The organism is Mesorhizobium sp. G2-6-1 (assembly GCF_055809095.1).
In genome coordinates, this window is the sequence record NZ_CM147896.1 from 130,389 (window position 1) to 153,709 (window position 23,321).

At 56.3% G+C, this 23,321-nt stretch carries 12 protein-coding genes and 2 pseudogenes; 8 read left to right on the forward strand and 6 right to left on the reverse strand.

The genetic code is table 11. The features are described 5' to 3' along the window. Positions 1 to 277 precede the first annotated feature (277 nt). A pseudogene (locus AC0L7S_RS00610) lies at positions 278 to 5,942 on the forward strand (kinesin). A gap of 467 nt (positions 5,943 to 6,409) precedes the next feature. Here the strand turns inward: AC0L7S_RS00610 and AC0L7S_RS00615 are convergent. The 5 genes from AC0L7S_RS00615 to AC0L7S_RS00635 form a co-directional block, all read right to left on the reverse strand. Next, positions 6,410 to 7,057 carry a YiaD family glycine zipper/OmpA-like lipoprotein gene (locus AC0L7S_RS00615; RefSeq protein WP_473472624.1) on the reverse strand — a complete coding sequence of 216 codons (648 nt, stop codon included), beginning with the start codon at positions 7,055 to 7,057 and terminating at the stop codon, positions 6,410 to 6,412. A gap of 189 nt (positions 7,058 to 7,246) precedes the next feature. Then, on the reverse strand, positions 7,247 to 7,648 hold the full coding sequence (locus AC0L7S_RS00620) for a cupin domain-containing protein (RefSeq protein WP_473472625.1): 402 nt from the start codon (positions 7,646 to 7,648) through the stop codon (positions 7,247 to 7,249). A gap of 55 nt (positions 7,649 to 7,703) precedes the next feature. Beyond that, positions 7,704 to 8,835, reverse strand: a protein-coding gene (gene prfB, locus AC0L7S_RS00625; RefSeq protein WP_473472626.1) for a peptide chain release factor 2 whose coding sequence is annotated in 2 segments (ribosomal slippage) — positions 7,704 to 8,768 and positions 8,770 to 8,835 — 1,131 coding nt in all. Because the reading frame shifts where the segments join, the coding sequence is not laid out codon by codon here. A gap of 128 nt (positions 8,836 to 8,963) precedes the next feature. Then, positions 8,964 to 11,411, reverse strand: coding sequence for a penicillin-binding protein 1A (locus AC0L7S_RS00630; protein WP_473472627.1), 2,448 nt, complete (start codon positions 11,409 to 11,411; stop codon positions 8,964 to 8,966). Positions 11,412 to 11,649: 238 nt separating this feature from the next. Then, on the reverse strand, positions 11,650 to 12,804 hold the full coding sequence (locus tag AC0L7S_RS00635; protein WP_473472628.1) for an N-acetylmuramoyl-L-alanine amidase: 1,155 nt from the start codon (positions 12,802 to 12,804) through the stop codon (positions 11,650 to 11,652). Between the two features lie 716 nt (positions 12,805 to 13,520). Between AC0L7S_RS00635 and AC0L7S_RS00640 the strand changes: the two genes are divergently transcribed. Then, entirely contained in the window at positions 13,521 to 16,487 is a 2,967-nt protein-coding gene (locus AC0L7S_RS00640; RefSeq protein WP_473472629.1) for an Rne/Rng family ribonuclease, read from the forward strand. A 233-nt stretch (positions 16,488 to 16,720) separates the two neighbouring features. Here AC0L7S_RS00640 and AC0L7S_RS00645 read toward each other — a convergent pair whose 3' ends face one another. Continuing rightward, on the reverse strand, positions 16,721 to 17,869 hold the full coding sequence (locus AC0L7S_RS00645) for a pyridoxal phosphate-dependent aminotransferase (RefSeq protein ID WP_473472630.1): 1,149 nt from the start codon (positions 17,867 to 17,869) through the stop codon (positions 16,721 to 16,723). A gap of 132 nt (positions 17,870 to 18,001) precedes the next feature. Between AC0L7S_RS00645 and AC0L7S_RS00650 the strand changes: the two are divergent. From AC0L7S_RS00650 to aat, 6 genes and pseudogenes are all read left to right on the forward strand, one after another. After that, positions 18,002 to 19,401 (forward strand): annotated as a pseudogene (locus tag AC0L7S_RS00650) (M48 family metalloprotease). Positions 19,402 to 19,453: 52 nt separating this feature from the next. Continuing rightward, entirely contained in the window at positions 19,454 to 20,260 is an 807-nt protein-coding gene (locus tag AC0L7S_RS00655) for a DsbA family protein (protein ID WP_473474379.1), read from the forward strand. A gap of 140 nt (positions 20,261 to 20,400) precedes the next feature. Further along, positions 20,401 to 20,835 carry a type II 3-dehydroquinate dehydratase gene (gene aroQ / locus AC0L7S_RS00660; protein ID WP_473472631.1) on the forward strand — a complete coding sequence of 145 codons (435 nt, stop codon included), beginning with the start codon at positions 20,401 to 20,403 and terminating at the stop codon, positions 20,833 to 20,835. 28 nt (positions 20,836 to 20,863) lie between these two features. Next, the gene (gene accB / locus AC0L7S_RS00665; RefSeq protein WP_473472632.1) at positions 20,864 to 21,328 is read left to right on the forward strand and encodes an acetyl-CoA carboxylase biotin carboxyl carrier protein; all 465 of its coding nucleotides are present in this window, start codon (positions 20,864 to 20,866) and stop codon (positions 21,326 to 21,328) included. An 11-nt stretch (positions 21,329 to 21,339) separates the two neighbouring features. Beyond that, positions 21,340 to 22,683 carry an acetyl-CoA carboxylase biotin carboxylase subunit gene (gene accC / locus AC0L7S_RS00670; RefSeq protein ID WP_473472633.1) on the forward strand — a complete coding sequence of 448 codons (1,344 nt, stop codon included), beginning with the start codon at positions 21,340 to 21,342 and terminating at the stop codon, positions 22,681 to 22,683. Positions 22,684 to 22,696: 13 nt separating this feature from the next. Further along, entirely contained in the window at positions 22,697 to 23,314 is a 618-nt protein-coding gene (aat, locus tag AC0L7S_RS00675) for a leucyl/phenylalanyl-tRNA--protein transferase (RefSeq protein ID WP_473472634.1), read from the forward strand. The last annotated feature ends 7 nt before the right edge of the window (positions 23,315 to 23,321 follow it).

The window sequence follows — 23,321 nt, forward strand, 5'->3', positions numbered from 1 at the left end:
ATGTCTGCCTGTGACAAAATTTGGACATCAACATGGTCGAGACGAATGGATATCGCGTTAACGGCCTAAGAATCTGTCATCTTTGAGAAATTTGACGCTAGTTTGATACTCACGACCACGTTAACCTTATATTTAAAGTTTTACGTATCGCGCCGAATGCAGGTTTTCTTTACCCCCTGTGTCATTACGATACGAAGTGTCCACTTTCAGCCTCACGCGCGGGGCACGAGAACCACAACAATGCGTTCCGCAGCAGCTAGTACAGGGTAGCGAAGGCATGGCCAAGAAAACGATCACGGCAAAGTCGCTCGACAAAGACGTCGCCAAGGAACTCGAAAATGCACTCGATCTTGATCTGAGTGCCGATGATGCGGACCTCGATATCGCCGCCTCGATGGAAGATCTGGAAGCCCAGATTTCTCAGGCAGCCGACGAACTTACCCGCGCCAGCTCATCTGAAAACAAGGCGCCAGAAAGCAAGACGTCTGAAAGCAAGGCACAGGCTGGCGCCAAAGCTGCACCCCAGCAAAAGAGCGAGAGCCCGGCAAAGCCTGCTGATCTGCGGCCCGTGGAACCGCGCGACGTTGCCAAGCCCGCGGGATTTTCGCCGGCCAATGACGACCGCCAAAAAGACTACAAAGCGCTACAGCACAATCTCGCCCGGCGCGCATCGAACTCGATTTATTGGATAGTCGCCTTTATTTCGATCGCCTGGATCGTCGGTGCCGTTGCCTTGGTCAACCTGCTTTTTGGTTCCGATGTCTGGAATATTCGTTCGATTGACCAGATATTGGCGCGCCCGGAACTAATCGGTGCCTTTGTCGCCACCGTCTTGCCTATCATCCTGTTTTGGGCATTCGCCGCAATGGTGCGTCGTGCGCAGGACATGCGCATTGCCGCGCAGTCGATGACGGAAATGGCCCTGCGCCTCGCGGAGCCGGAAAACCTCGCCCAGGATCGCGTAATGATGATTGGGCAGGCTGTGCGCCGTGAAGTTGCCGCCATGGGCGAAGGCATCGAGCGCACCCTGGCGCGCGCTGTCGAGCTTGAAACGCTGGTCCATAGCGAGGTCAATCAGATCGAGCGGTCCTATTCGGAGAACGAAGCCCGCATCCGCTCGTTGGTCGATGGCCTGGGCAGCGAGCGAGAAGCCGTCGTCAGCCATGCCGAGCGTGTTCGAGCCTCGATTTCGGGCGCTCATGAGACATTGCGCGATGAAATCAGCTCCGCGAGCGATCTTATCCGTGAAAACATTCTTGGCGCTTCGTCCAAGCTTTCGATGACCATCACCGATTCCGGCGACACGCTTATCGATCGCATCAACGAAAGCAGCCTTTCCATTTTCGATACCGTGGAAACCCGTCTCGACACGATTACCGATCGCCTTTCGACCTCCGGCGAGGCTTTTGCCAGCCTGCTCGACACCCGCATCGCCAAGTTGACCGACAGCGCCGACGGATTGACGCGCTCATTGACCGACCTGCTCGACGATCGTACGGCTGGCATGGTTTCGCTGCTCGGGGTGCTGCGCGCACGCTCAGCTCCGAATTCGAAACAAGTCTCAATGATATCGAACGGACATTGGCCGAACGCGGCCAGAGCCTGATCAGCGAGTTCCAAACCCGCGCCGAAGCGCTCGACACCGGGACGCAAAAACTCAATGCGGCGCTCGAAGAGCGTGCACGCCAGATCAACGAGACGTTGGTGGAACGTGCCCGTGACATCGCCGACACGTTCTCACAAGGTAAAGATTCATTGTCGGTCATGATCGATCAGGGCAAGACCCAGATCGGCGCCGAAATGGCAGACATCATTACATCCACATCAACCATGCTTGAAGCCCGCGCGATCGATTTCAGCGGCCGCATGGAAGCCTCGCGAGAAACCGTGTCGCGCGCTTTCGATGCCGATATCGAGCGGCTTGCGCATGCGCGCTCCGGCATTGTGGAGGCGGTGGAAGCACAGAGCCTCAAGCTCGCCGAAAGCCGCGACCGAATGGCGGCAGCCTTGCAGGAAGACCTGGCACAGTTCGCCGAAGGACGCGCCAGCATCGACACTGCTGTCACAGATCAGGTCCAGAAGCTTGCCGAAGGCCGCGCCTTGATTGCACGCGCCCTCGAAGAAGATCTGCGCAAGGTCAATGAATCGCGCGCAGCCATCGACACGTCTCTGGGTAGCCACCTCGAACGGCTGCAAGAAGGCCGGACACGCCTTTCCGAAGCTTTGGAAGAAGACACGGGCAAGCTGGCCCAGACGCGCGCAGCCATTGACGAAATGGTTGCCGGTCATGTCGGCAAAATCGCCGAAGGACGCAGCATTCTGGCGCGTGCGCTCGAAGCCGACCTCGACAAGCTTTCGCAAGAGCGCGCAAACATCGACGGACTTGTCGCCAGCCAGGTTCAGAAAATTACCGAAGGGCGTGAAATCCTCACCAAAGCCCTGGATTCGGACCTTAACGGGATCAACAAGCTGATCGTCGATCACGCCGACAAGCTTGCACAGGACCGTGGTCTTCTGTCCAGGACACTGGAAGACGATATTGCCAAGCTGGCCGAAAGCCGCTCAAGCATTGACGGTCTCGTCGCTGGCCAGGTCGAAAAGCTTGCCGAAGGCCGCGACATTCTCAAGCGGGCGCTCGAAAACGACCTGAACACTATCAAAGGCGTGATCACCGACCAGTCGCAATGGCTGACCAATGATCGCGAGCAGTTCGCACAGGCGTTGGAAAATGACCTCAAGAGTGTCAACGCACTGGCCAGTGGCCATACGGAAAAGCTCATGCAGGACCGCGCCAGCCTGTCACAGGCGCTGGAAGCCGATCTTGCCAAACTCGCCGAAAGCCGTTCGAGCATCGACGGGCTGGTTGCCAGTCAGGTCGAAAAGCTTGCCGAGGGGCGCGACATTCTCAAACGCGCCATGGAAAGCGATCTGGGCGTGGTGCAAAGCGTCATTGCCGAACAGACGCAGAAAATCTCAGATGACCGTGCGCAGCTTTCACACGCGCTGGAGAGTGATCTTCAGAGTGTCAACCGGCTTGTCCATGAGCATATGGAGAAGTTGGCCAAGGATCGGTCGTCGCTGTCTCAAACGCTCGAAGACGATCTTGCCAAGCTCGCCGAAAGCCGGGCGGAAATTGATGGTGCGGTGAGTGGTCACATCGGCCAGATCGCAGCTACCAGTGGCCGTATTTCCGAAGGCATCGCTGCCGAGGTCGAAAAAGTCGAACAGGCGTTCGGGCGCCAGACAGGTGTGATCGAAGAACGTACAGGCACGATGGAGCGTGCGCTGTCGGTTGGTGTCGACAATATCAAGGGTGCGCTTGAAAAAGCGCGGTTTACGTGGCCGGAGCCTTGCGTGAAAAGGTTCTGGAAGTCACCGCAACGCTACACGAGCAGGCCGGTGCCGCTTTTAGCGACGCTGATCGCAAGATCGCCGAGCGCGCCGAACAAACGTCGGCGGCGCTGCTTGCCAGGGCTGAAGATATTGCGCACACCTTCAACGAGGCAGACGGCCGCATGGTTACGCGGGCGCAGGAAACTTCCAACGTGCTTTTGTCACGGGCTGAAGAAACCGCGGAGAAATTGGCGTCCCGCGCAAACATGATCGTCGATTCATTCAATACAGCAGACCAGCAGCTTGCTGCGCGCGCCATTGAGACGGCGCGGTCACTCGCCGTGCGTGCTGATGATATCTTGCGCAATTTTGAAAACGCTGATGAAAGGCTTGGCGTCAGGATCGGTGAATCCGCAGAGGCACTGGCAGCACGCGCTGCGGATCTTGGCCGCATTTTCGATACGGCCGACGAGCAGCTAACGACACGCATTGCCGAAGGATCGGAAGCGTTGACCAGCCGCGCTGCGGAAATAGGCCGCGTTCTAGACGATGCCGATACCCGCATGGTGTCGCGTATCGCCGATACGGCTTCCACCATCGGTGAGCATACGAACCAGATTGTCGGCGCTTTTAGCGATACGGAGCGCCGGGTCGCAGAACGTGTCGAGCATACGGGACAAGAACTTGCCGCCCGCACCCGCGAGATCGAGCAGACCCTTGCCAGTGCCGAGGAGCGCCTCACAGCGAGTGCCGACACGATCGCATCCAGAGTCGGCGAAAAGGTGACCGATGCCGAAGGCCGCATCGCCTACTCCGCCGAGGCTATGGGACAGAAGCTCAATGAGCATATTGCTCAAGCTGAGAACCAACTCGTTTCGCGTGCCAATGTCATTGCCGAGACCTTTACTGCGGTTGGCCAGCACATCGGTCAAAGCACCAATGATGCAGCCCGCACCATTGGCGCCAACACGCGTGAACTTAACGCAATGCTTGCCGCGCGTTCGGCCGATATCTCGAAGATTCTCGACGAAACCGCCCGCCCGCTGGTCGAGCGTTTTGCCGATGGCGGCACTGAGTTGCAGCGCAGCATGGAAGATGCCACCAACCGTGCAACCGAGAAGTTGCGCCAGGAGAATGCTGTACTGATCGACGCGCTCGCAAGCCGCACCGCCGAGACCCTGTCTGCTGTAAATGGTGCCCACACCACACTGGCAAACAACGTCACCGACCTGATCGGTCGAATGACCACGTCGAGCACTCAGTTGAACGATCTCATCGAACATGCTGCAGCCAATCTCGGCCAGATCGACGAACGTCTCGAGGGCAGCACGCAAAGTTTCGCCGCCACCACAGACAAGGCAGCCCAAACCTTTGCAAGCTCGGCGCGACTGGTCGATTCCAATACGGCCCGCCTCACCGAATTGTCCTCAACCACGTTGCGTGAAGTCGCGTCCATCGCCACCAAGTTCGATGAACACAGCAGATTGCTGTCAAGCGCATCTGAGTTGTTGAGTTCTGCGCAAAACAATCTCGAACATACGCTCGAGCGTCAGTCATCTCTGGACGATCTCGCCGTCGGCCTGGTCAAAAAATCGGAAGACCTCGAAAAAGTCATGCGGTCCTTCGAGACGCTGGTTGGCCAGACGCTGCAAGGTGCTGAAGGCAAGACGCTGCAATCGGCGGACAAGATCCGCAATGTCATCAGCGAAGCCATCGATTCGGCGACCAAGCGCTTTGCCGACGCCACCGAGGAAATGAAACGCACGACGAGCGAGATCAAGGGAGAACTCGACCTAACCCGCGCCGAGTTGAAGAAAGGCGTCGTCGAAATGCCGCAAGAGGCAAAGGAATCGACGACGGCAATTCGACGCGCCGTTTCTGAGCAGATCAACGCATTGAAGGAACTTTCCGATATTGTCGCCAAGTCGGGGCGCAATGTGGATGTGGCCGAACCGCGTGATCTTCGGCCGGCTCCACAAGCGGCCACGCCTGCACCTGCCCCTCGTAGCGCGGATCATCCGAACCCACGCATCACGCAGCCAGTCCGTTCGGCTCCACAAGCTCCCGCAGGTGGCACCCAACTTCGTGGCGCATTGGAAGCAGAGCGGCCGGCAGAAGCACCTCTGCGGCCTCGTGAAGCGGGTACCCGAACCGCACAGGGTGGCTGGGTTCAGGATCTTTTGACGGGTGCCTCGCGCGGCGACAATGCAAAACACGCCCCGGCAGAGGATATACGCGAGGCTCCGGCAAAGAGGTCGCCGCTCCATGTCGTTGAATCGCTCAACTCCTTGTCGGTCGACATTGCCCGCGCTATTGACCACGATGCTTCGATCGAGTTGTGGAACCGCTACCGCAGCGGCGAACGCGATGTGTTCACGCGCCGTCTCTACACGTTGAAAGGCCAGCAGACCTTCGATGAAATACGCCGCAAATATCAAACGGAACCAGAATTCCGGGTTGCCGTTGATCGCTACTGCGACGATTTCGAGAAGCTGTTGAAAGATGTGTCGCGCACCGACCGCGACAATATCATGACGCAGACCTATCTGACTTCGGATACCGGCAAGGTCTACACGATGCTTGCCCATGCAAGCGGGCGTCTACGTTAGGGCAATTACAGGAAAAGCGGACCGCGGTTTTCCATCTGGAATTGCGTAAACATGAATAGTTGGAGCCGCTCAGTGTTTCTATCGAATGCTGAGTGGCTCTAAGCAGTTTGTAACGCCGCGTCGCAGGATGGCGACTTCGCAGCGGTAGGGTGTACGAAAAAGGGCGGAGAATTTCCCGCCCTTTTTCGTTTGCGATATTGTCTAGTGCATGTCGCCCAAAAGTGTGCAACGGTTTTGGGACAACGACATGCAAAAACAAAGGCTTAAAGCACCCTGCATGAATCCCTTTAGACGCTATGTGCTTTAAAACGCCGTGCGTCCGATGAGACGCACGGCGTTTTTTTCATCTCGATTCAGCTTCCGGTTCATCCGAAAACCGGGAACCACTTTTCCTGCAATTATTCTTTTGCGTTCGCGCAATTGCGGACGGAAAACCGGGAACCACTTTTCCTGCAATTGCTATGGACTCAGGTTATCGGCGAAAGCTGGATTTCAACACGGCGATTTTCAGCCCTGCCCGCTTCCGTTCCATTGGTCGCGATCGGCCGTGTTTCGCCAAACCCGGTGACCGCGAAGCGGCGCGAATCGATACCTTGCGCTGATAAATAGTTGGCAACGGACAAAGCACGGCGCTGCGATAGATCGAAATTATACTGATCGTTGCCGGTCGAGTCGGTATGGCCGAAAACATCGACTGTCGTCTTGTTGAATTTCTTCAGCACGAGCGATACCGAATTCAGTGTCTGGTAGAATGCCGGCTTCACGCTATCCTGATCGGTCGCAAAGGTAATGTTGGATGGCATGTTCAAAATGATCTGGTCGCCCGAGCGGGTTACACTGACGCCCGTGCCTTGAAGTTGGGCGCGCAGTTCTGCTTCCTGCTTGTCCATGTAGCCGCCGACCAGACCGCCGGCCAGCGCACCAACGCCGGCTCCGATCAAGGCGTTGCGACGATCATTGCCGCCCGCAAGCAAGCCCAATCCAGCACCCGCGAGCGCACCGATTCCTGCACCGGCAGCCGTATTGGAGACCTTCTGTTGGCCAGTATAGGGGTCGGTCGTGCACGCACTTAACAGTGCTGCGGCCGTCACCGCGGCGATCACGGATTTCTTCATCGAAACTATCCCTCTCAAATTGGTGCCTCGCACGCGAGGCATAGAGTCACCCTTCGGCTGACATGTAGCACAGAATACGGCGAAATGCGGTCCTTACCCAAGCTTACAATGCTTTTCGCGCCCTGTTTTCTACTGAACTTCATCCCCATCCGCGCATTTTGTCCACAAGATGATGGCGATGCGCACAACTCAATTTTTGGCAAACCATTCCACGATTGACGGCATCATCTTTTCGAAACCGCCAGGGATAAACACGTTCAACAACCCCGCACGCTCATCGGTCCGGTTCTCAAAGTCATGCGTGACGGTGGCGGGCACCATGACGAACGATCCCTGCTCCACGCAATGCCACGTATCGCCAACAAGAATGCTTGGTCTGCCGGCTATGACAAAGAATAACTCGTCGTTGTCTTCATGCGAGTGTGCGCCAGGCCCTTTCGAATTGGGTTCGAGCCACCATTCGGAGACTGAGTAGCAATCCTGCGTTTGCGCACCATCGGCCTTGAACACCGCGTTCATGGGCCCGCATTGGTAGTGTCTGCCCTGTTCGGGTCCGAGAATAATCGGGTCGCGCGGTGGTGCTTCAAGCATGCGTGTTCCTCGATTGCACCTCTACCCGACAGGTCGTCATGCTATCATGTCATCCTCAGTCGAGATCGGCGACAGCTTCGCCCGAACCACCCTCGATGCGTTGAGACAACGATGCTTCCATGAAATCATCGAGATCGCCGTCGAGCACGTTTGACGGGCTGGTGCTCTCTGTGCCGGTGCGCAAATCCTTCACCAACTGGTAGGGCTGGAGCACGTAAGAGCGTATCTGATGGCCCCAACCTATCTCGCTTTTCGTGGCTTCCGTTGCGTTGGCGGCAGCTTCGCGCTTCTTCAATTCCTCTTCATAGAGGCGCGAGCGCAGCATTTCCCATGCTTTTGCGCGGTTTTTGTGTTGAGAACGTTCCGCCTGGCAGGCCACGGCAATACCGCTTTCAATATGCGTAATGCGCACGGCCGAATCGGTAGTGTTGATGTGCTGCCCACCGGAGCCTGATGCCCGGTAGGTATCAATCCTCACATCGGATTCGGAAACATCTATCTCAATCGAATCATCGACGACGGGATAGACCCAAACGCTGGCGAATGAGGTGTGGCGGCGAGCATTGCTGTCATAAGGCGAAATACGCACCAACCGGTGAACGCCGGATTCCGTTTTCATCCAACCATAGGCATTGTGCCCCTTGATCAGCAGGGTCGCGGATTTGATTCCCGCTTCTTCGCCATCATGCACTTCCAGAACTTCGACCTTGAAACGCCGCCGCTCTGCCCAGCGCGTATACATGCGCAACAGCATCGAAGCCCAATCCTGGCTTTCCGTGCCGCCCGCACCGGCGTGAATTTCGAGATATGTGTCGTTGGAATCGGCTTCGCCGGATAGTAGTGTTTCCACCTGACGCGCCTTGACCTCGCCACGCATTGAATGCAATGCGTCCTCCGCCTCGCTGATGACGCCTTCATCTCCTTCTTCCTCACCGAGTTCGATAAGGCCGAGATTGTCTTCGAGCGACTGGGTGAGATTCTTGACCGCAGCAATGCCTTCCTCGAGGCTTTGTCGCTCACGCATCAGCTTTTGAGCTTCCAGCGGATCGTTCCAAAGATTGCCGTCCTCAGCAAGATTGTTGAGATATTCCAGCCGCTTTATGGCTTGATCCCAGTCAAAGATGCCTCCTCAGCAGGGTTATCGCCTGCCTGATCTCATCGACAACATTCTGCGTTTCCGCGCGCATGGCTGGCCGTTTCTTCCTGTATATTGACGGGATATCGTTTCAGTCGGCGCGATACATAGGCACGCTTAAGCTGGCTGTAAAGGCAAAACGGTCAGCCCGGCGGCTTCCGAAAGTTCAGTGGCGCGGCCTCAGTAAAGACCGCCGCCACCTGTCTGGATGGCCTGGTTGGCCTGTGGCGACAATGCACCGCCGACTTGTCCGACGCTGTTGTCGTCCATGCCGATCACCCAATAGGAGTCGGCTGGACCAGTGCCGGGCTTAAAGGCTTCAATGATGGTATTTGGATCACCCTTGTTCGCTCGCATGCCGGTTTTGCGATTGATGGGAATGAGGCTCATCCCCTCGGGCACCTTGAAGTCGACATTGGGTGTTCCATCCAATGCCACGCGCATGAAATTCTTGAAGATGGGCGCGGCAAGGCCACCACCCGTCGCACCATGACCAAGCCCTCTCGGCGTGTCGTAGCCAAGATAAAGACCAACCACGAGGTTAGGCGTATAGCCGATGAACCAAGCGTCCTTTTCGTCGTTTGTCGTTCCGGTCTTGCCCGCAATATGGCGTCCGAGTTCGGCGACGGTTCTGCCGGTGCCGCGCTGAACGACGCCCTCCATCATCGAGGTGATCTGGTAGGCGGTCATCGAATCCAGCACCTGTTCGGAATGGTCGACCAATACCGGCTCCGGCTGATTCTTCCATTCGGTCGCATTGCAGCCTTCGCAACTGCGCTCATCGTGTTTGAAGACAGTCTTGCCGTAGCGGTCCTGTATCCGGTCGATCAATGACGGTTTGATGGACAAGCCGCCATTGGCCATAATCGCAAAAGCCGAGACCATGCGCATGACAGTCGTTTCGCCTGATCCCAGAGCCATCGGCAGGTATGGTGCCAGATGGTCGTAAACGCCAAAACGTTCGGCATATTCGACAACCAGTTTCATGCCCATGTCATTGGCAAGCCGCACCGTCATCAGGTTTCGCGATCGTTCGATACCATTGCGCAAGGTTGATGGCCCGGCTGAGCGGCCATCATAGTTCTTCGGCGTCCATGTCGTGTTGCCGCTCTGGATGGTAATAGGGCCATCCATGATGACTGATGCGGGCGTGTAGCCATTGTCCAGCGCAGCCGAATAGACGATCGGCTTGAATGACGAGCCTGGCTGGCGCATCGCCTGCGTGGCGCGGTTGAATTCCGATTTAGCATAGGAGAACCCGCCAACCATGGCCAGGACACGGCCTGTATGCGGGTCCATCGCAATCATGCCGCCTTCCACCTCAGGTATCTGGCGCAGAATGTAGGCGCCGTCCTTTTTCTCCACATAGATGACATCGCCCACTTTGAGCACATCTGCAGGAGACTTTGCCTTGAGGGTCTTGCCTTTCACGATGTGGCGCATCGCAAAGCTCATGTTAGCTTTGGTAACGGTGGCTGTGACACGTTCCTTGACCAACTCGCCTGAATCTTGCCTATCCGGGCGCAAGCCGATGGAAAGACCCTCGTCGGAACTCTCCAGAACCACGGCGATCTTCCATTCGGGTACGTCGCTCATCCCCTTGACCTTGCCCAGCGGCACACCCCAGTCGCCTGACACGTCAATGGACGTCACCGGCCCGCGATACCCGCGCAGCGTGTCATATTTGATGAGACCGTTCTGCATGGCGGTTCGCGCCATTCGCTGCATCTTCGGGTCAAGTGTGGTGCGGACCGAAAGCCCGCCTTCGTAGAGCGCGTTGTTGCCATAGCGCGCAATAATCTCGCGACGAACTTCCTCGGTGAAATACTCGCCGGCAAACAGATATGTGCCGTTTCTGCGAGGCTTCACGCCAAGCGATTTCGCCTTGGCCTTGTCGCCTTCTTCACGGGTCACGTAGCCGTTCTCGACCATCTGATCTATGACCCAGTTGCGCCGCGTGATTGCGCGATCTGTATGCCTGAAGGGGTGGTAATTGGATGGCCCCTTTGGCAGTGCCGCCAGATAAGCGGCTTCGGCCACAGTCAGTTCGTTGACCGACTTGTCAAAATAAGTCAGCGCAGCGCCCGCGACACCATAAGAGCCAAGTCCGAAGAAAATCTCGTTCAGGTAGAGCTCAAGAATTCTGTCTTTCGAATATGCCTGCTCAATTCGAAAGGCCAGAATCAATTCCTTGATCTTGCGTTTGTAGGTCTGGTCGGAACTGAGAAGAAAGTTCTTGGCCACCTGTTGTGTAATGGTGGAAGCGCCAACCTGACGACGTCCGGTGCCAAGATTTTGCAAGTTGGTGACGATTGCGCGGCCAAGCCCGATGAAGTCAATGCCGGGATGATTGTAAAAATTCTTGTCTTCAGCGGACAAAAATGCTGCCTTGACGCGATCTGGAACAGCCTGGATCGGCAGGTAAAGCCTGCGCTCATGGGCATATTCTGCCATCAACGACCCGTCCGAAGCATGAATGCGCGTCGTTACCGGCGGCTCATATTTTGACAGCACCTCGTAGTCGGGCAGTTCCTTGGTCAATTGGCCAATGTAGACCGCAACAGCCCCAGCCACCACAAGGGCAAGCATGGTTCCAATGCCAAAAAAATAGCCAATAAGCCGAATCATACTTGCTCCACTCGAAGATCTGGGAATTCCCTAAACCACACAGCTTTGCGCGCAAGGCGTTGAAGCAGCCCCAGACTGCAATATAGAACCCTTGTCGCGCTGATGTGGATAAAATACGGCAATACCCGATTTACCTCCGTGCAAATCCGACAATTTTGCAACTCGAGTAACATGGGTGCTGCTTCTGGTTGTCACTTGCGCCACGTTTCGGTGAATAATGTTCAAACATTCCCGACGACTAGCCTCCCGCCGCCGCTTTGGCCGATGCGAACAGGGCGACCGCTTTTGTTATGCATTCGGCGGCCTTGCGGCGCCAACCGGGATCGACCAGTTGCGCTTCGTCCTTCGGGTTCGACAAATAGCCGAGTTCGACCAGCACGGACGGAACATCCGGTGCCTTCAAAACCCTGAACCCCGCGAAGCGATGGGGGTTGTTGATAAGACCGACTGTCGTTGAAAGCTGATCGACCAATGTGTTGGCAAAACTCATGGAAAAGGAATGGGTTTCGCGCCGGATGAGATCGATCAGAATATCGGTCACCTCCGGATTGTCCGCCTCCACTTCGATGCCAGCAAGCTGGTCGGAGAGGTTTTCCCGGTCGGCAAGGGCTTTTGCGGCAGCGTCGGATGCCTTGTCCGAAACGGTGTAAACCGTTGCGCCGCGAATGCCTTTTAGATTGATCGTGTCAGCATGGATGGAAATGAACAGATCGGCTTCGTGCTGGCGCGCGATGCGCACCCGATCGTCCAGGCGCAGGAAAGTATCATCGTCGCGTGTCAGGAACACGTCGTATGCGCCGCTTGCCAGAAGCCGATCCCTCAGTTCCTTCGAAAATGCCAGCGTTACGTTCTTTTCTATCGTCCCTTCAGGACTTTCCGCACCACCGTCGAACCCACCATGACCAGGATCAATCACCACCGTAAAACGGTGGAGCGGGAACTTGCTGACCCGGTCACTCTTGTCCGTAGACACGGTTGAACCGGTTGTTTCAGCCTGTATCGAAAGGGCTTCGTCAAACTCACGTTCCGATGCCGCCGATATATCGGCAACAACTCGGAAGCCGGTCTCATCGTCATTCTTCAAAATGTCCAGCCGATCAACGAGAAACGGCCCCTTGCCGGTTAAAATTAGCCGCGAAGTCCCGTTTTCCAGAGTGCCGTAACGAATATTCTTCACCAACCCCTTTGCCTTCAAATCCTTGGGTTCAATGGAGATTTTCGTATCTGGAAGGTCGATGACCAGACGGTTTGGGGCACGCAGAAGAAACCATCTCAAATCTGGTTCACGGTCGAAATTCAACACAACTCGCATCTTTGTGGCATCGCCTGCCATCCGGTAAGCATGGGCGTGAATTGGCTGCTCAGCCGCAAACGAGGCCGGTAAATGAAGCAATGAGGCAAAAAAGGTGCAAAAAGCAAAACGACAAGACCCGGTCGCCAGATACCATTGGGTATGATCGCTCTCAGCTCCATCTAAAATTCCAGCATTTCCAGTCTGTTATCGTTGTCGTGCCGACCACTGGACAAGCCGTTGAAGGGCGTCCGATTAATAATTCGTATCCAGATAAGGTTAATCAAGCCTTGCCAATGACGTGAGCCGACGACACCACGCTTTGCCGGCGGCAGAAAACAGGGTTGCCTTCCATGGCGTCAAATCATAAAAGCGACAGTGGATTACCACAATCCTGGAACCGGATGCCACTGCAGGTTACATCTGCACATGGCAAGGCGGCTTCCTCGCACCCAGCGACACAGATTGTGGATAATCGCGACGAATTTCGCAGGTGTGCGCCCGTGGCGGGGGATGCGCCTGCGTGAATAAAACGGCATGAGACATTCTCAGGCTGGCTCTGTACGAGCAAACAAGCTGGTCCGGTTTTTCCGGGCTTTGGTTCAAAATTTGAGGTTCACTGAGTCACGATGCTCTCGAGCGCTATCTGGGAAAGGTCCGCAAACAACCGCGCCACTTCGGCTGCGGGCGGCACCGCCTTTGCGCTCCGGCTGCGACCAGGGGATATTCAATTGTCCGGCACCCTGACCCACCCACACCAAAACCAGCATGCGTTGCGACGCCCGCTGCGGTTGGCGGCTGCCGGGGGAAACGAAATAATGCCCAACAAAATGCTAATAGACGCCTCCCACCCGGAGGAAACCCGCGTTGTCGTGGTTCGCGGCAACCGTATTGAAGAATTCGACTTTGAATCCCAGGACAAGAAGCAACTCAAAGGAAACATCTATCTCGCCAGAGTAACGCGCGTAGAACCATCCCTTCAGGCTGCCTTCGTCGAGTATGGCGGAAATCGTCACGGTTTCCTGGCATTTAGCGAAATACATCCAGACTACTATCAAATTCCCGTCGCAGACCGTCAGGCGCTGCTTCATGCCGAAGCCCAGGAGGCTCAGGAAGAAGAAGACGAGGACAACGAGGATCACCAGGAACGCGGCCGCGGACGGCGTGGTCGCAGGCGCGGTGGAAAAGGCCGCGAGCGTGGCGAACACAAGCGCGATGCGGCAAGTTCCGACGAGCCTGGTGAAGACAACGCCACGAACGAAAACGTTGAAGGCGACAAGCCCGACCTCGCCGCGGACAACGGCGATGCTTTGGTGGAAGCAACCGATGATGCGGAAATCGTGCCCGCATCCGAAGAGGAGCAATCCACCGACGAAAACGTTGCCCCCGATGCAGGCGAGCCCAAGTCGATTGCGGCCAGCGTTGATGCGGATGTAATTTCAGAACCCGCTCCACCTTCCGAATCAGTCGCCGAAATCACCTCCGAAGACGAGGAACACGGCACCGCCGTTGAGGTGCATGTCTCGCAATCGGACGATCGCGATCCAGCCCCTCGCAAGCCAAACGATGCCGACGCAGATGATCATGACTCAGATGATCACGATGTCGAGTCCGTGGGTGCCGAGGATGCATTGGAAGAAGTGCGCAACCGCCGCAAGCCGGTGCGCCGCCAATACAAGATTCAGGAAGTCATCAAGCGCCGCCAGATTCTTCTGGTGCAGGTCGTCAAGGAAGAGCGCGGCAACAAAGGTGCAGCGATCACCACATATCTGTCACTTGCCGGCCGCTATTCGGTCCTGATGCCCAATACGGCGCGCGGTGGTGGCATTTCGCGCAAGATCACCAATGTGCAAGATCGCAAGCGCTTGAAAGAAGTCGTTGCCGACCTGGAAGTTCCGCAGGGCATGGGCGTGATTTTGCGCACGGCCGGCGAAAGCCGCACCAAGGCCGAAATCAAGCGCGACTATGAATATTTGATGCGCCTGTGGGAAAATGTCCGCAACCTCACCTTGCAGTCGTCGGCCCCTGCCCTCGTCTATGAGGAAGGCTCGCTCATCAAGAGGTCGGTGCGCGACCTTTACAACAAGGACATCGACGAAGTTCTTGTCTCCGGCGACGAAGGTTACCGCGAGGCGAAGGACTTCATGCGGATGCTGATGCCCAGCCACGCCAAGGTGGTGCAACCTTATCGCGACATTACGCCGATCTTCGTTCGTTCCGGCATTGAAGCGCAACTCGATCGCATGATTCAGCCACAAGTCACCTTGAAGAGCGGTGGCTATATCATCATCAACCAGACCGAAGCGCTTGTCGCCATCGACGTCAATTCCGGGCGCTCCACCAAAGAGCATTCAATCGAGGAAACGGCGCTCCACACCAATCTCGAGGCTGCCGAAGAAGTCGCCCGTCAACTCCGATTGCGCGATCTTGCCGGCCTGATCGTCATCGACTTCATCGACATGGAGGAAAACCGCAACAATCGTGCGGTCGAAAAACGCCTCAAGGACCATCTCAAGAATGATCGTGCGCGCATTCAGGTCGGGCGCATTTCACATTTCGGACTGATGGAGATGTCGCGCCAGCGCATCCGTGCCAGCGTTCTGGAATCGACGATGAAGCCCTGCCCGAATTGCAGCGGAACCGGCCATGTTCGCTCCGATTCTTCCGTCGCGCTTATGGTTGTGCGTGCAATCGAGGAATTTCTTCTCAAGGATTCCCGCAATCACATCACTGTTCGCACTCTGGGGGCGACAGCGCTTTACGTGCTCAACCACAAGCGCAGCACGCTCGTGGAACTCGAAGGCCGTTTCGGAGTGACCATCACCATCGAATCCGACGAAACCGTTGGTCTTCAGCACTATGCGATTGCCCGCGGCGTCATCGCCGAAAAGCCGGAAGGCTTTGTTGAGGCACGCCCTGCACCCGCCTATGTCGAACCCGACGAACCGGATGACGAGATTGTCGTCGAGGAGGAAGAGACCAGCGAGGCCGGGCAAGCGCAATCGGGCCACCAGCATTCCGAGGACGGTGGCGAGGGCCAGCGCGACCGCAAACGGCGCAGGCGGCGGCGGCGGCGTGGGGGCAAGGACCGCGAGAACGGCGCAACGGAGCAGGCAGACGGTATTGTTACATCTAGCGCGCCCATTGATTCCAGCGAAGCCAACGACCAAGGCGCGGCGCAGACGGATGGCGAGATGGCCTCTGCCAGTGATGAGACACCAGACGATGGTCAAGGCAAGAAGCGCAGACGCGGCAAGCGGGGTGGCAAACGTAACAAGCGCGATGACGATGCCCAGTTGGAAGCCAGCGGTGCGTCGCAAGCCGAACCGGAAGTGAGTGTTGCATCGGACTCCGAGTCAGAGACGAGCGTCAAGCCGCAAGCCGAGCCTGTCGCGCAGGACACAGCCACCGAGATGGTGGTGAACGATGCGAAACAGGCAGCCGAACCGGCAAATGACGACAATCCTGTCGCGGAAAAACCAAAGAAGCCACGTCGTGCCGCAAAGCCGAAGAAGGCAGCCGTCAAGGCTTCCGAAACGGTCGCGGACGCACCAGCCAACACCGCACCTATTGAGGTCGCGGTGGAGGCGGACGCGCCGGCGAAAAAGGCTGCGGAGAAGAAGCCTGCAAAACCGCGTGCCCCGAGACGCAAGGCCGCTGCGACGAAGGTGTTAGCGGAGCCGGTCGTATCGTCCACCATTGCCACGGAGGCGACGGAACCAATGCCAGAGGTGGAAGACAAGCCTAAACGCGCTGGCTGGTGGCAGAGAAAAGGATTTTTCTAGGATTTACAGATAGATACGATAATTTCCGGATAAATTGAATCCCGCGCCGTCATGAAAAGGCGACGCGGGATTTTCCGTTGTAGCATCCGATATCAAAACGCACCATGCTCACGCCGTGTTTGCATGTGCCGTTTGAGCATTGGGCGGAAAACCGGGGGCCACTTTTCCTGGAATTGTGTCGGTTTTTCGCAATTCCGGACGGAAAACCGCAAACCACTTTTCCTGGAATTGCTTTATTTCAACCAGTTTTCTATCCGCGCCAAAGCTTCGACCATATCATCGTGGCTGCCAGCATAAGAAAAGCGCATGGTGCGGTGACCTTGCAGCGGATCGAAATCGCGCCCCGGTGTTGCAGCCACATGGGCCTGCGCCAGCATGCTTTGCGCAAACGCCATACTGTCATTGGTCAGCTTCGTTACATCGCAAAAGGCATAAAAAGCGCCGTCCATGGGGGCCGCCAATGAAAAACCCAATTCGGGCAAACGCTTCATCAGCAATTTTCTATTGCCTGCATAGCGCGCCTTCACCGCTTCTAATTCCTCGGTTGCCTTGAAAGCCTCAATGGCGGCGATCTGCGACAATTCCGGTGCTGAAATGTAAAGGCTTTGCGCTATTCGCTCGACGGGCCGCACCAGTTTTTCAGGAAGCACCATCCAGCCGATGCGCCAGCCAGTCATACAATAATATTTCGAGAACGAATTCACGATCGTTACGTCATGATCATAGGCCAAGGCCGTGGCGTCGGGGGCGTTATAGGCGAGCCGATGATAAATCTCGTCAGATATGACAGCTATGCCGAGTTCGCTGGCGGTCTTTATCAGATCCGACAATTCCGGTGCGGGAATGACTGCGCCCGTCGGGTTGGCGGGGCTGGCAAACAGTACGCCTTTCAATGGCTTGACCCCGTGGGCGACCTTCAGATGGCTTGCGTCCAGATAAGGCGCACCGTCGAGTTCGATCTCGACAATTTCGATACCAAGGGCGGTCATGATGTTGCGATAAGCAGGATAGCCAGGGGCTGCGATTGCTACTCGATCACCAACATCAAACATTGCGAGGAAGGCAAGATTGAAGGCGGCAGAAGACCCCGTTGTAACGGCGATGCGGCTTGGTGCGACGTCGATGCCATAGTGATCGGTGTAATGGGCTGCGATAGCCTTGCGCAATTCGGCAAGCCCGAGGGCATCGGTATAGCCGATCTTGCCAACGGCCAGAGCAGCAACCGCGGCATCGCGCACGCCAGCGGGTGCAGGGTCCGAAGGCTGACCGACCGCCATCGAGATGACGGGGGTGCCAAGTGCCTTCAGCCGATTTGCTTCAGCCAGAATATCCATGGCGTGGAATGGCTCGACCGCACTGCGTTGCGAAAGTGAAACACTCATTTTACCTCATCCCTTGCCAATTTTGACAGGCTGCGCCGCACAAATGCCCGATTGGTATGAGGATCACAAGTTCATGAAGTTGTCTGGATTGGCTTTTCATCAACCGCAGGCTCGGCTACCAGTGGAGGCACCATGTTGAACATGTCACGCCCCGTTTCAACGATAACAAGGACTGCGCGCGCGCTGGTCGCGGCTTTGCTCGCACTGACGTTGACGATAGCGGCGACTGCCGTGTCGTTTGCACAAAATGTGCCTGTCGTGCGCGATGCAGAGATAGAAGCACTGGTGCGCGACTATGCGCGGCCCATTTTCAAGGCAGCGGGCCTCTCGAATGCGGGAATCCAGATCGTACTGGTCAATGATCCGAGCTTTAACGCATTTGTGGCTGGCCGGCGTCTGTTTATCAATACCGGCGCGCTGATGGAGGCGGAAACGCCGAACGAGATTATAGGTGTTATCGCGCATGAATGCGGTCATCTGGCCGGTGGCCACCAACAAAAACTGCGCGACCAGCTTGAACGAGCCAAGACGATGGCCATCGTTGCCGGTCTTCTTGGTGCAGGCGCCATGGTTGCGGGTGCCACAACCAACAGCCGTGGTCTTGCGGGCGCGGGAATGGGGCTTGCCACCGGCGGTGGCGAGTTTGCCCGGCGCACCCTGCTCACCTATCAGCGTGGTGAGGAAATAACCGCTGACCGCTCAGCAATTACCTATCTCAACGCCACTCATCAATCGGGCAAAGGCATGCTGAAGACGTTTCAGCGTTTTCAAAGCGCTTTGTCGCTGTCGGGCACACAAGTCGATCCTTACAAGATCAGCCATCCGATGCCGCGGGAGCGTATAGCAAACCTCCAGACGCTGGTTCAAAAAAGCCCCTATGTCGACAAGACCGACTCGGCCGCCCTTCAGCAACGACACGACATGATGCGGGTGAAAATTGCCGTTTACACGCAAGGTCAATCCGCAGCTTCGCGCCTGATGCGCAAGATATCGACCGGCATTGCCACCAAATATGGCGATGCACAGGCAACATATCTCTATGGCAGCTTGCGCTCGGCTCAGGCAAAGACTGATGCCCTGATCAAGCAGCACCCCAAAAACCCCTACTTTCAGGAATTGCGCGGCGACATCATGATGAAGGCCAACCGCCCAAATGACGCGGCGAAAGCCTATGCCAGAGCGGTCAAGCTTGACCCGGCAAAATCGGGATTGCTGATGGTATCCTACGGTCAGGCCTTGCTGGCGATGGGAACACCGGGTTCCTTGAAGGAGGCCGTTGGTGCCATCACCAAGGGAATTGCGCGTGATCGGGAAAATGTTTCGGGCTACCGGTATCTCGCGCAAGCCTATGGTATGCTTGGAAACATACCGGATGCCGATCTGGCTACAGCCGAGGGCCATTTCTATTCCGGTGCCTATCAAGATGCCAAGATTTTCGCGATGCGCTCGCAAAAAAACTGAAGCGCGGCAGCCCGGACTGGCTTCGTGCGCAAGACATCATAAATTACGGCACGTCAGCCAAGAAAAAATGAATTTTTTGGGCCACACTGCGGCCCAATCGAACATGCGAGAGGATAGACGATGATGAACAAGGCAATTTTGCTGAGCGCCGCTAGCGCGACTGCTGCACTGGCTATGCTTGTGTTCGGCTTCGTCGCCGGCACACCTCAGATAGCCAAAGCCGAGAACACGGCGGCGGTTGTCCGGACAGCATCTGCCGACACCAAAATCGACCGCGCGCAAGTCGAAGCTATTGTGCGCGACTATCTGTTGAAAAACCCGGAAATCCTGCTGGAGGTTCAAACTGCGCTCCAAGCCAAGCAGGAAGAAGAGCAACGCATTGCTCATCTCGGTGCCATCACCGACAATAAGGACGAGATTTTCAATTCGGCCTTCGATGGCATTGTCGGTAACCCTGACGGCAAGGTCACGGTCGTCGAGTTCTACGACTATAATTGCGGCTTCTGCAAACGGGCAATTGAGGACATGCACGCACTGACCAAGGCAGACCCGGATTTGCGGTTCGTACTCAAGGAATTTCCAATTCTTGGTCCTGAGTCGCAAAAGGCGAGTGTGGTTTCAATGGCCTTCCACAAATTGATGCCCGAACAATATGGTGCTTTCCATGATGAATTGCTGGGTGGCCAAGGCCGTGCCAACGAGGCGTCGGCTATCAAGGTCGCGCTGTCACTGGGTGCCGATGAGGCAAAATTGCGTGAGGCGATGAAAGACCCCTCAATCATCGAAGCCTTTGGAAGAACCTACGACCTCGCCAACAAATTGGCGATCACGGGCACGCCATCCTATGTCATCGGCAACGAGGTTGTATTCGGCGCACTCGGCCAGAAGGTTCTGGCGGAAAAAATCGCGGCAGCGAAAGCCGAACTTTGAGGCGTTTTTGATCTCAATCCTGCGTTGGTGCGCTGTGGACAGGAAAAGAACGCACTTGCGCTCTTTTCGCAGCCGTTTATGCCCATTATAGAAGGTCCGGCGCGTCGATCTGAATCCGGCGCGTGGAAAGGTCGGCATTTTTGAAAACGGTTTTCGTTCTGAACGGTCCCAACCTCAATATGCTCGGCACGCGCGAGCCGTCGATCTATGGCACAAAAACGCTTGAAGATATTTCGGGCGACTGCCATGAGGCCGCTGCGAAGCTGGGGATAGAGGTCGACTTTCGCCAATCCAATCATGAGGGCGATATCGTCGACTGGATACAGGAAGCATCGGGCACGGCTGACGGAATTGTTCTCAATGCCGGGGCCTATACCCACACCTCAATCGCCATTCACGATGCCATCCGGGCAGCAGCGCCCTTGCCAGTCGTTGAGGTGCATTTGTCGAATATCCATGCGCGGGAACCGTTTCGTCATGTTTCCAAGGTAGCGCCTCACGCACTAGGTATGATTTGCGGCTTCGGTCCGCTCGGTTACACACTGGCGCTGCAGGCGCTTGCCGCCAAATTTTGAGCGGCGATTTCAAGAAGAAGGCTCAACGATGACAACGAAGAAAACCGGTGTTGACCAGGAGTTGATCCGCGATCTGGCGGGTATACTGAACGACACCAACCTGACCGAGATCGAAGTCGAGTTCGGTGACCTGAAGCTGCGGGTTTCGCGACAAGCTCCGCAGGTTCAGGCCTATGCGCAGCCAAGCTTCGCTCCGCCCGCTCCACAGTCTGGCGCGCCGACCGCTCCATCTCCCGCTGTCGTGTCTGATGAACCTTCGAAGAACGCCGTGCCTTCACCGATGGTCGGGACTGCCTATCTGGCACCGTCGCCCGACACCAAGGCATTCATCGAGATCGGTCAGGTGGTCAAGGAAGGCCAGACCCTGCTTATCATTGAGGCGATGAAGACGATGAACCAGATTCCTTCACCGCGCGCTGGTAAAGTGACCGCAATTCTGATCGAAGACGCACAGCCGGTCGAATTCGGCATGCCGCTTGTCGTGATCGAATAGGCCGGCCAAGGATGTTTCAGAAAGTACTCATCGCCAATCGTGGCGAAATCGCGCTTCGGGTTCTCAGAGCCTGCAAGGAACTCGGCATTCAGACCGTGGTCGTCCACTCGACCGCAGACGCTGATGCCATGCATGTTCGCCTTGCAGACGAAAGTGTGTGCATCGGCCCGCCACCCTCACGCGATAGCTATCTCAACATTCACCAGATTGTCGCCGCCTGCGAGATCACCGGAGCAGACGCTGTTCATCCAGGCTATGGCTTCCTGTCGGAAAACGCCAAATTCGCAGATATTCTCGCCGCTCACAACATTACCTTTATCGGCCCTTCGGGTGACCATATCCGGCTCATGGGCGACAAGATCGAAGCCAAGCGCACGGCAATTCGCCTTGGCATTCCAGTTGTCCCCGGCTCAGACGGCGCGGTAACGGATCAGGCGGACGCCAAACGCATTGCTTCCGAGATCGGCTACCCGGTCATCATCAAGGCGTCGGCCGGCGGCGGCGGTCGTGGCATGAAAGTGGCAAACAGCGAGGCCGACCTCGAAGTTGCGCTTGGCACCGCGCGTTCAGAAGCGGGCGCAGCCTTTGGTGACGACGCCGTTTACATTGAAAAGTATTTGCAAAAGCCGCGCCATATCGAACTCCAGGTTTTCGGTGACGGAGCAGGCAATGGCATACATCTCGGTGAACGCGACTGCTCGTTGCAGCGGCGTCACCAGAAGGTATGGGAAGAAGCAAACTCACCTGCCCTTAACGAAGCGGAGCGCACCCGTATCGGTGAGATATGCGCCAATGCAGTTGCCAATCTCGGTTATTCCGGGGCTGGCACCATCGAATTTCTCTATGAGAATGGTGAATTCTATTTCATCGAAATGAATACCCGCCTGCAAGTTGAACACCCCGTGACGGAGGCAATTACCAACATTGATCTGGTGCATGAGCAGATCCGGGTTGCTTCCGGTGCCGGCCTTTCGGTCAAACAGGAAGACATTCATTTCCAGGGCCACGCCATTGAATGCCGCATCAATGCGGAAGATCCGCGAACCTTTACCCCCTCGCCTGGTACGATCACACATTTCCACACGCCAGGTGGTTTGGGCATTCGTGTCGATTCAGGTGTCTATTCCGGCTACAAGATCCCGCCCTATTATGACAGCCTGATCGGAAAGCTGATCGTGCATGGGCGCAACCGCGTCGAATGCATGATGCGGTTGCGACGGGCGCTTGACGAGTTTGTAGTTGATGGCATCAATACGACATTGCCATTGTTCCGTGATCTGGTCAGCAACGCCGATATTGCCAATGGCGACTATGATATTCATTGGCTCGAAAAGCATCTCGCAGCACCCGAGTGAGCACCGGGGCGTGATGACCCGTCCCTACGCTCCAGGATTTCGCATACCAACCGACCTGTTGCTCAAGGCCTATGCTTCGGGCGTCTTTCCCATGGCGGAGAGCGCGTCAGACCCGGAAGTTTTTTGGGTGCGCCCCGAAATGCGTGGTCTGATCCCACTGGATACTTTCCACATCCCGAAGAGCCTTGCCAAGGCAATGAGGAAGAAGTTTTTCGACATCCGCTTCAATTTCGATTTCGAGGCGACCATCGACGCCTGCGCGGAAAGGCGTGAAGAACGCAATTCCACCTGGATCAATGCGCCTATCCGTGACGCCTACATCCAGTTACACGCTCTGGGCCACTGCCATTCGGTCGAGGCTTGGCGCGACGATCATCTCGTTGGCGGTCTCTATGGTGTTTCGCTGGGAAGGACATTTTTTGGAGAAAGCATGTTTTCCAAAGAAACCGATGCCTCCAAAATCTGCCTCGTCCATCTGGTAAACCGGCTTAACGCGCGCGGCTTCATTATGCTCGACACGCAATTTACGACAGAACATCTGAAGCGCTTCGGTGCGATTGATGTTCCCCGCGGCAAGTATGAAAATATGTTGGCTACGGCACTGGAAGGCCACGCCAGTTTTTACCCCTGATCCAGCC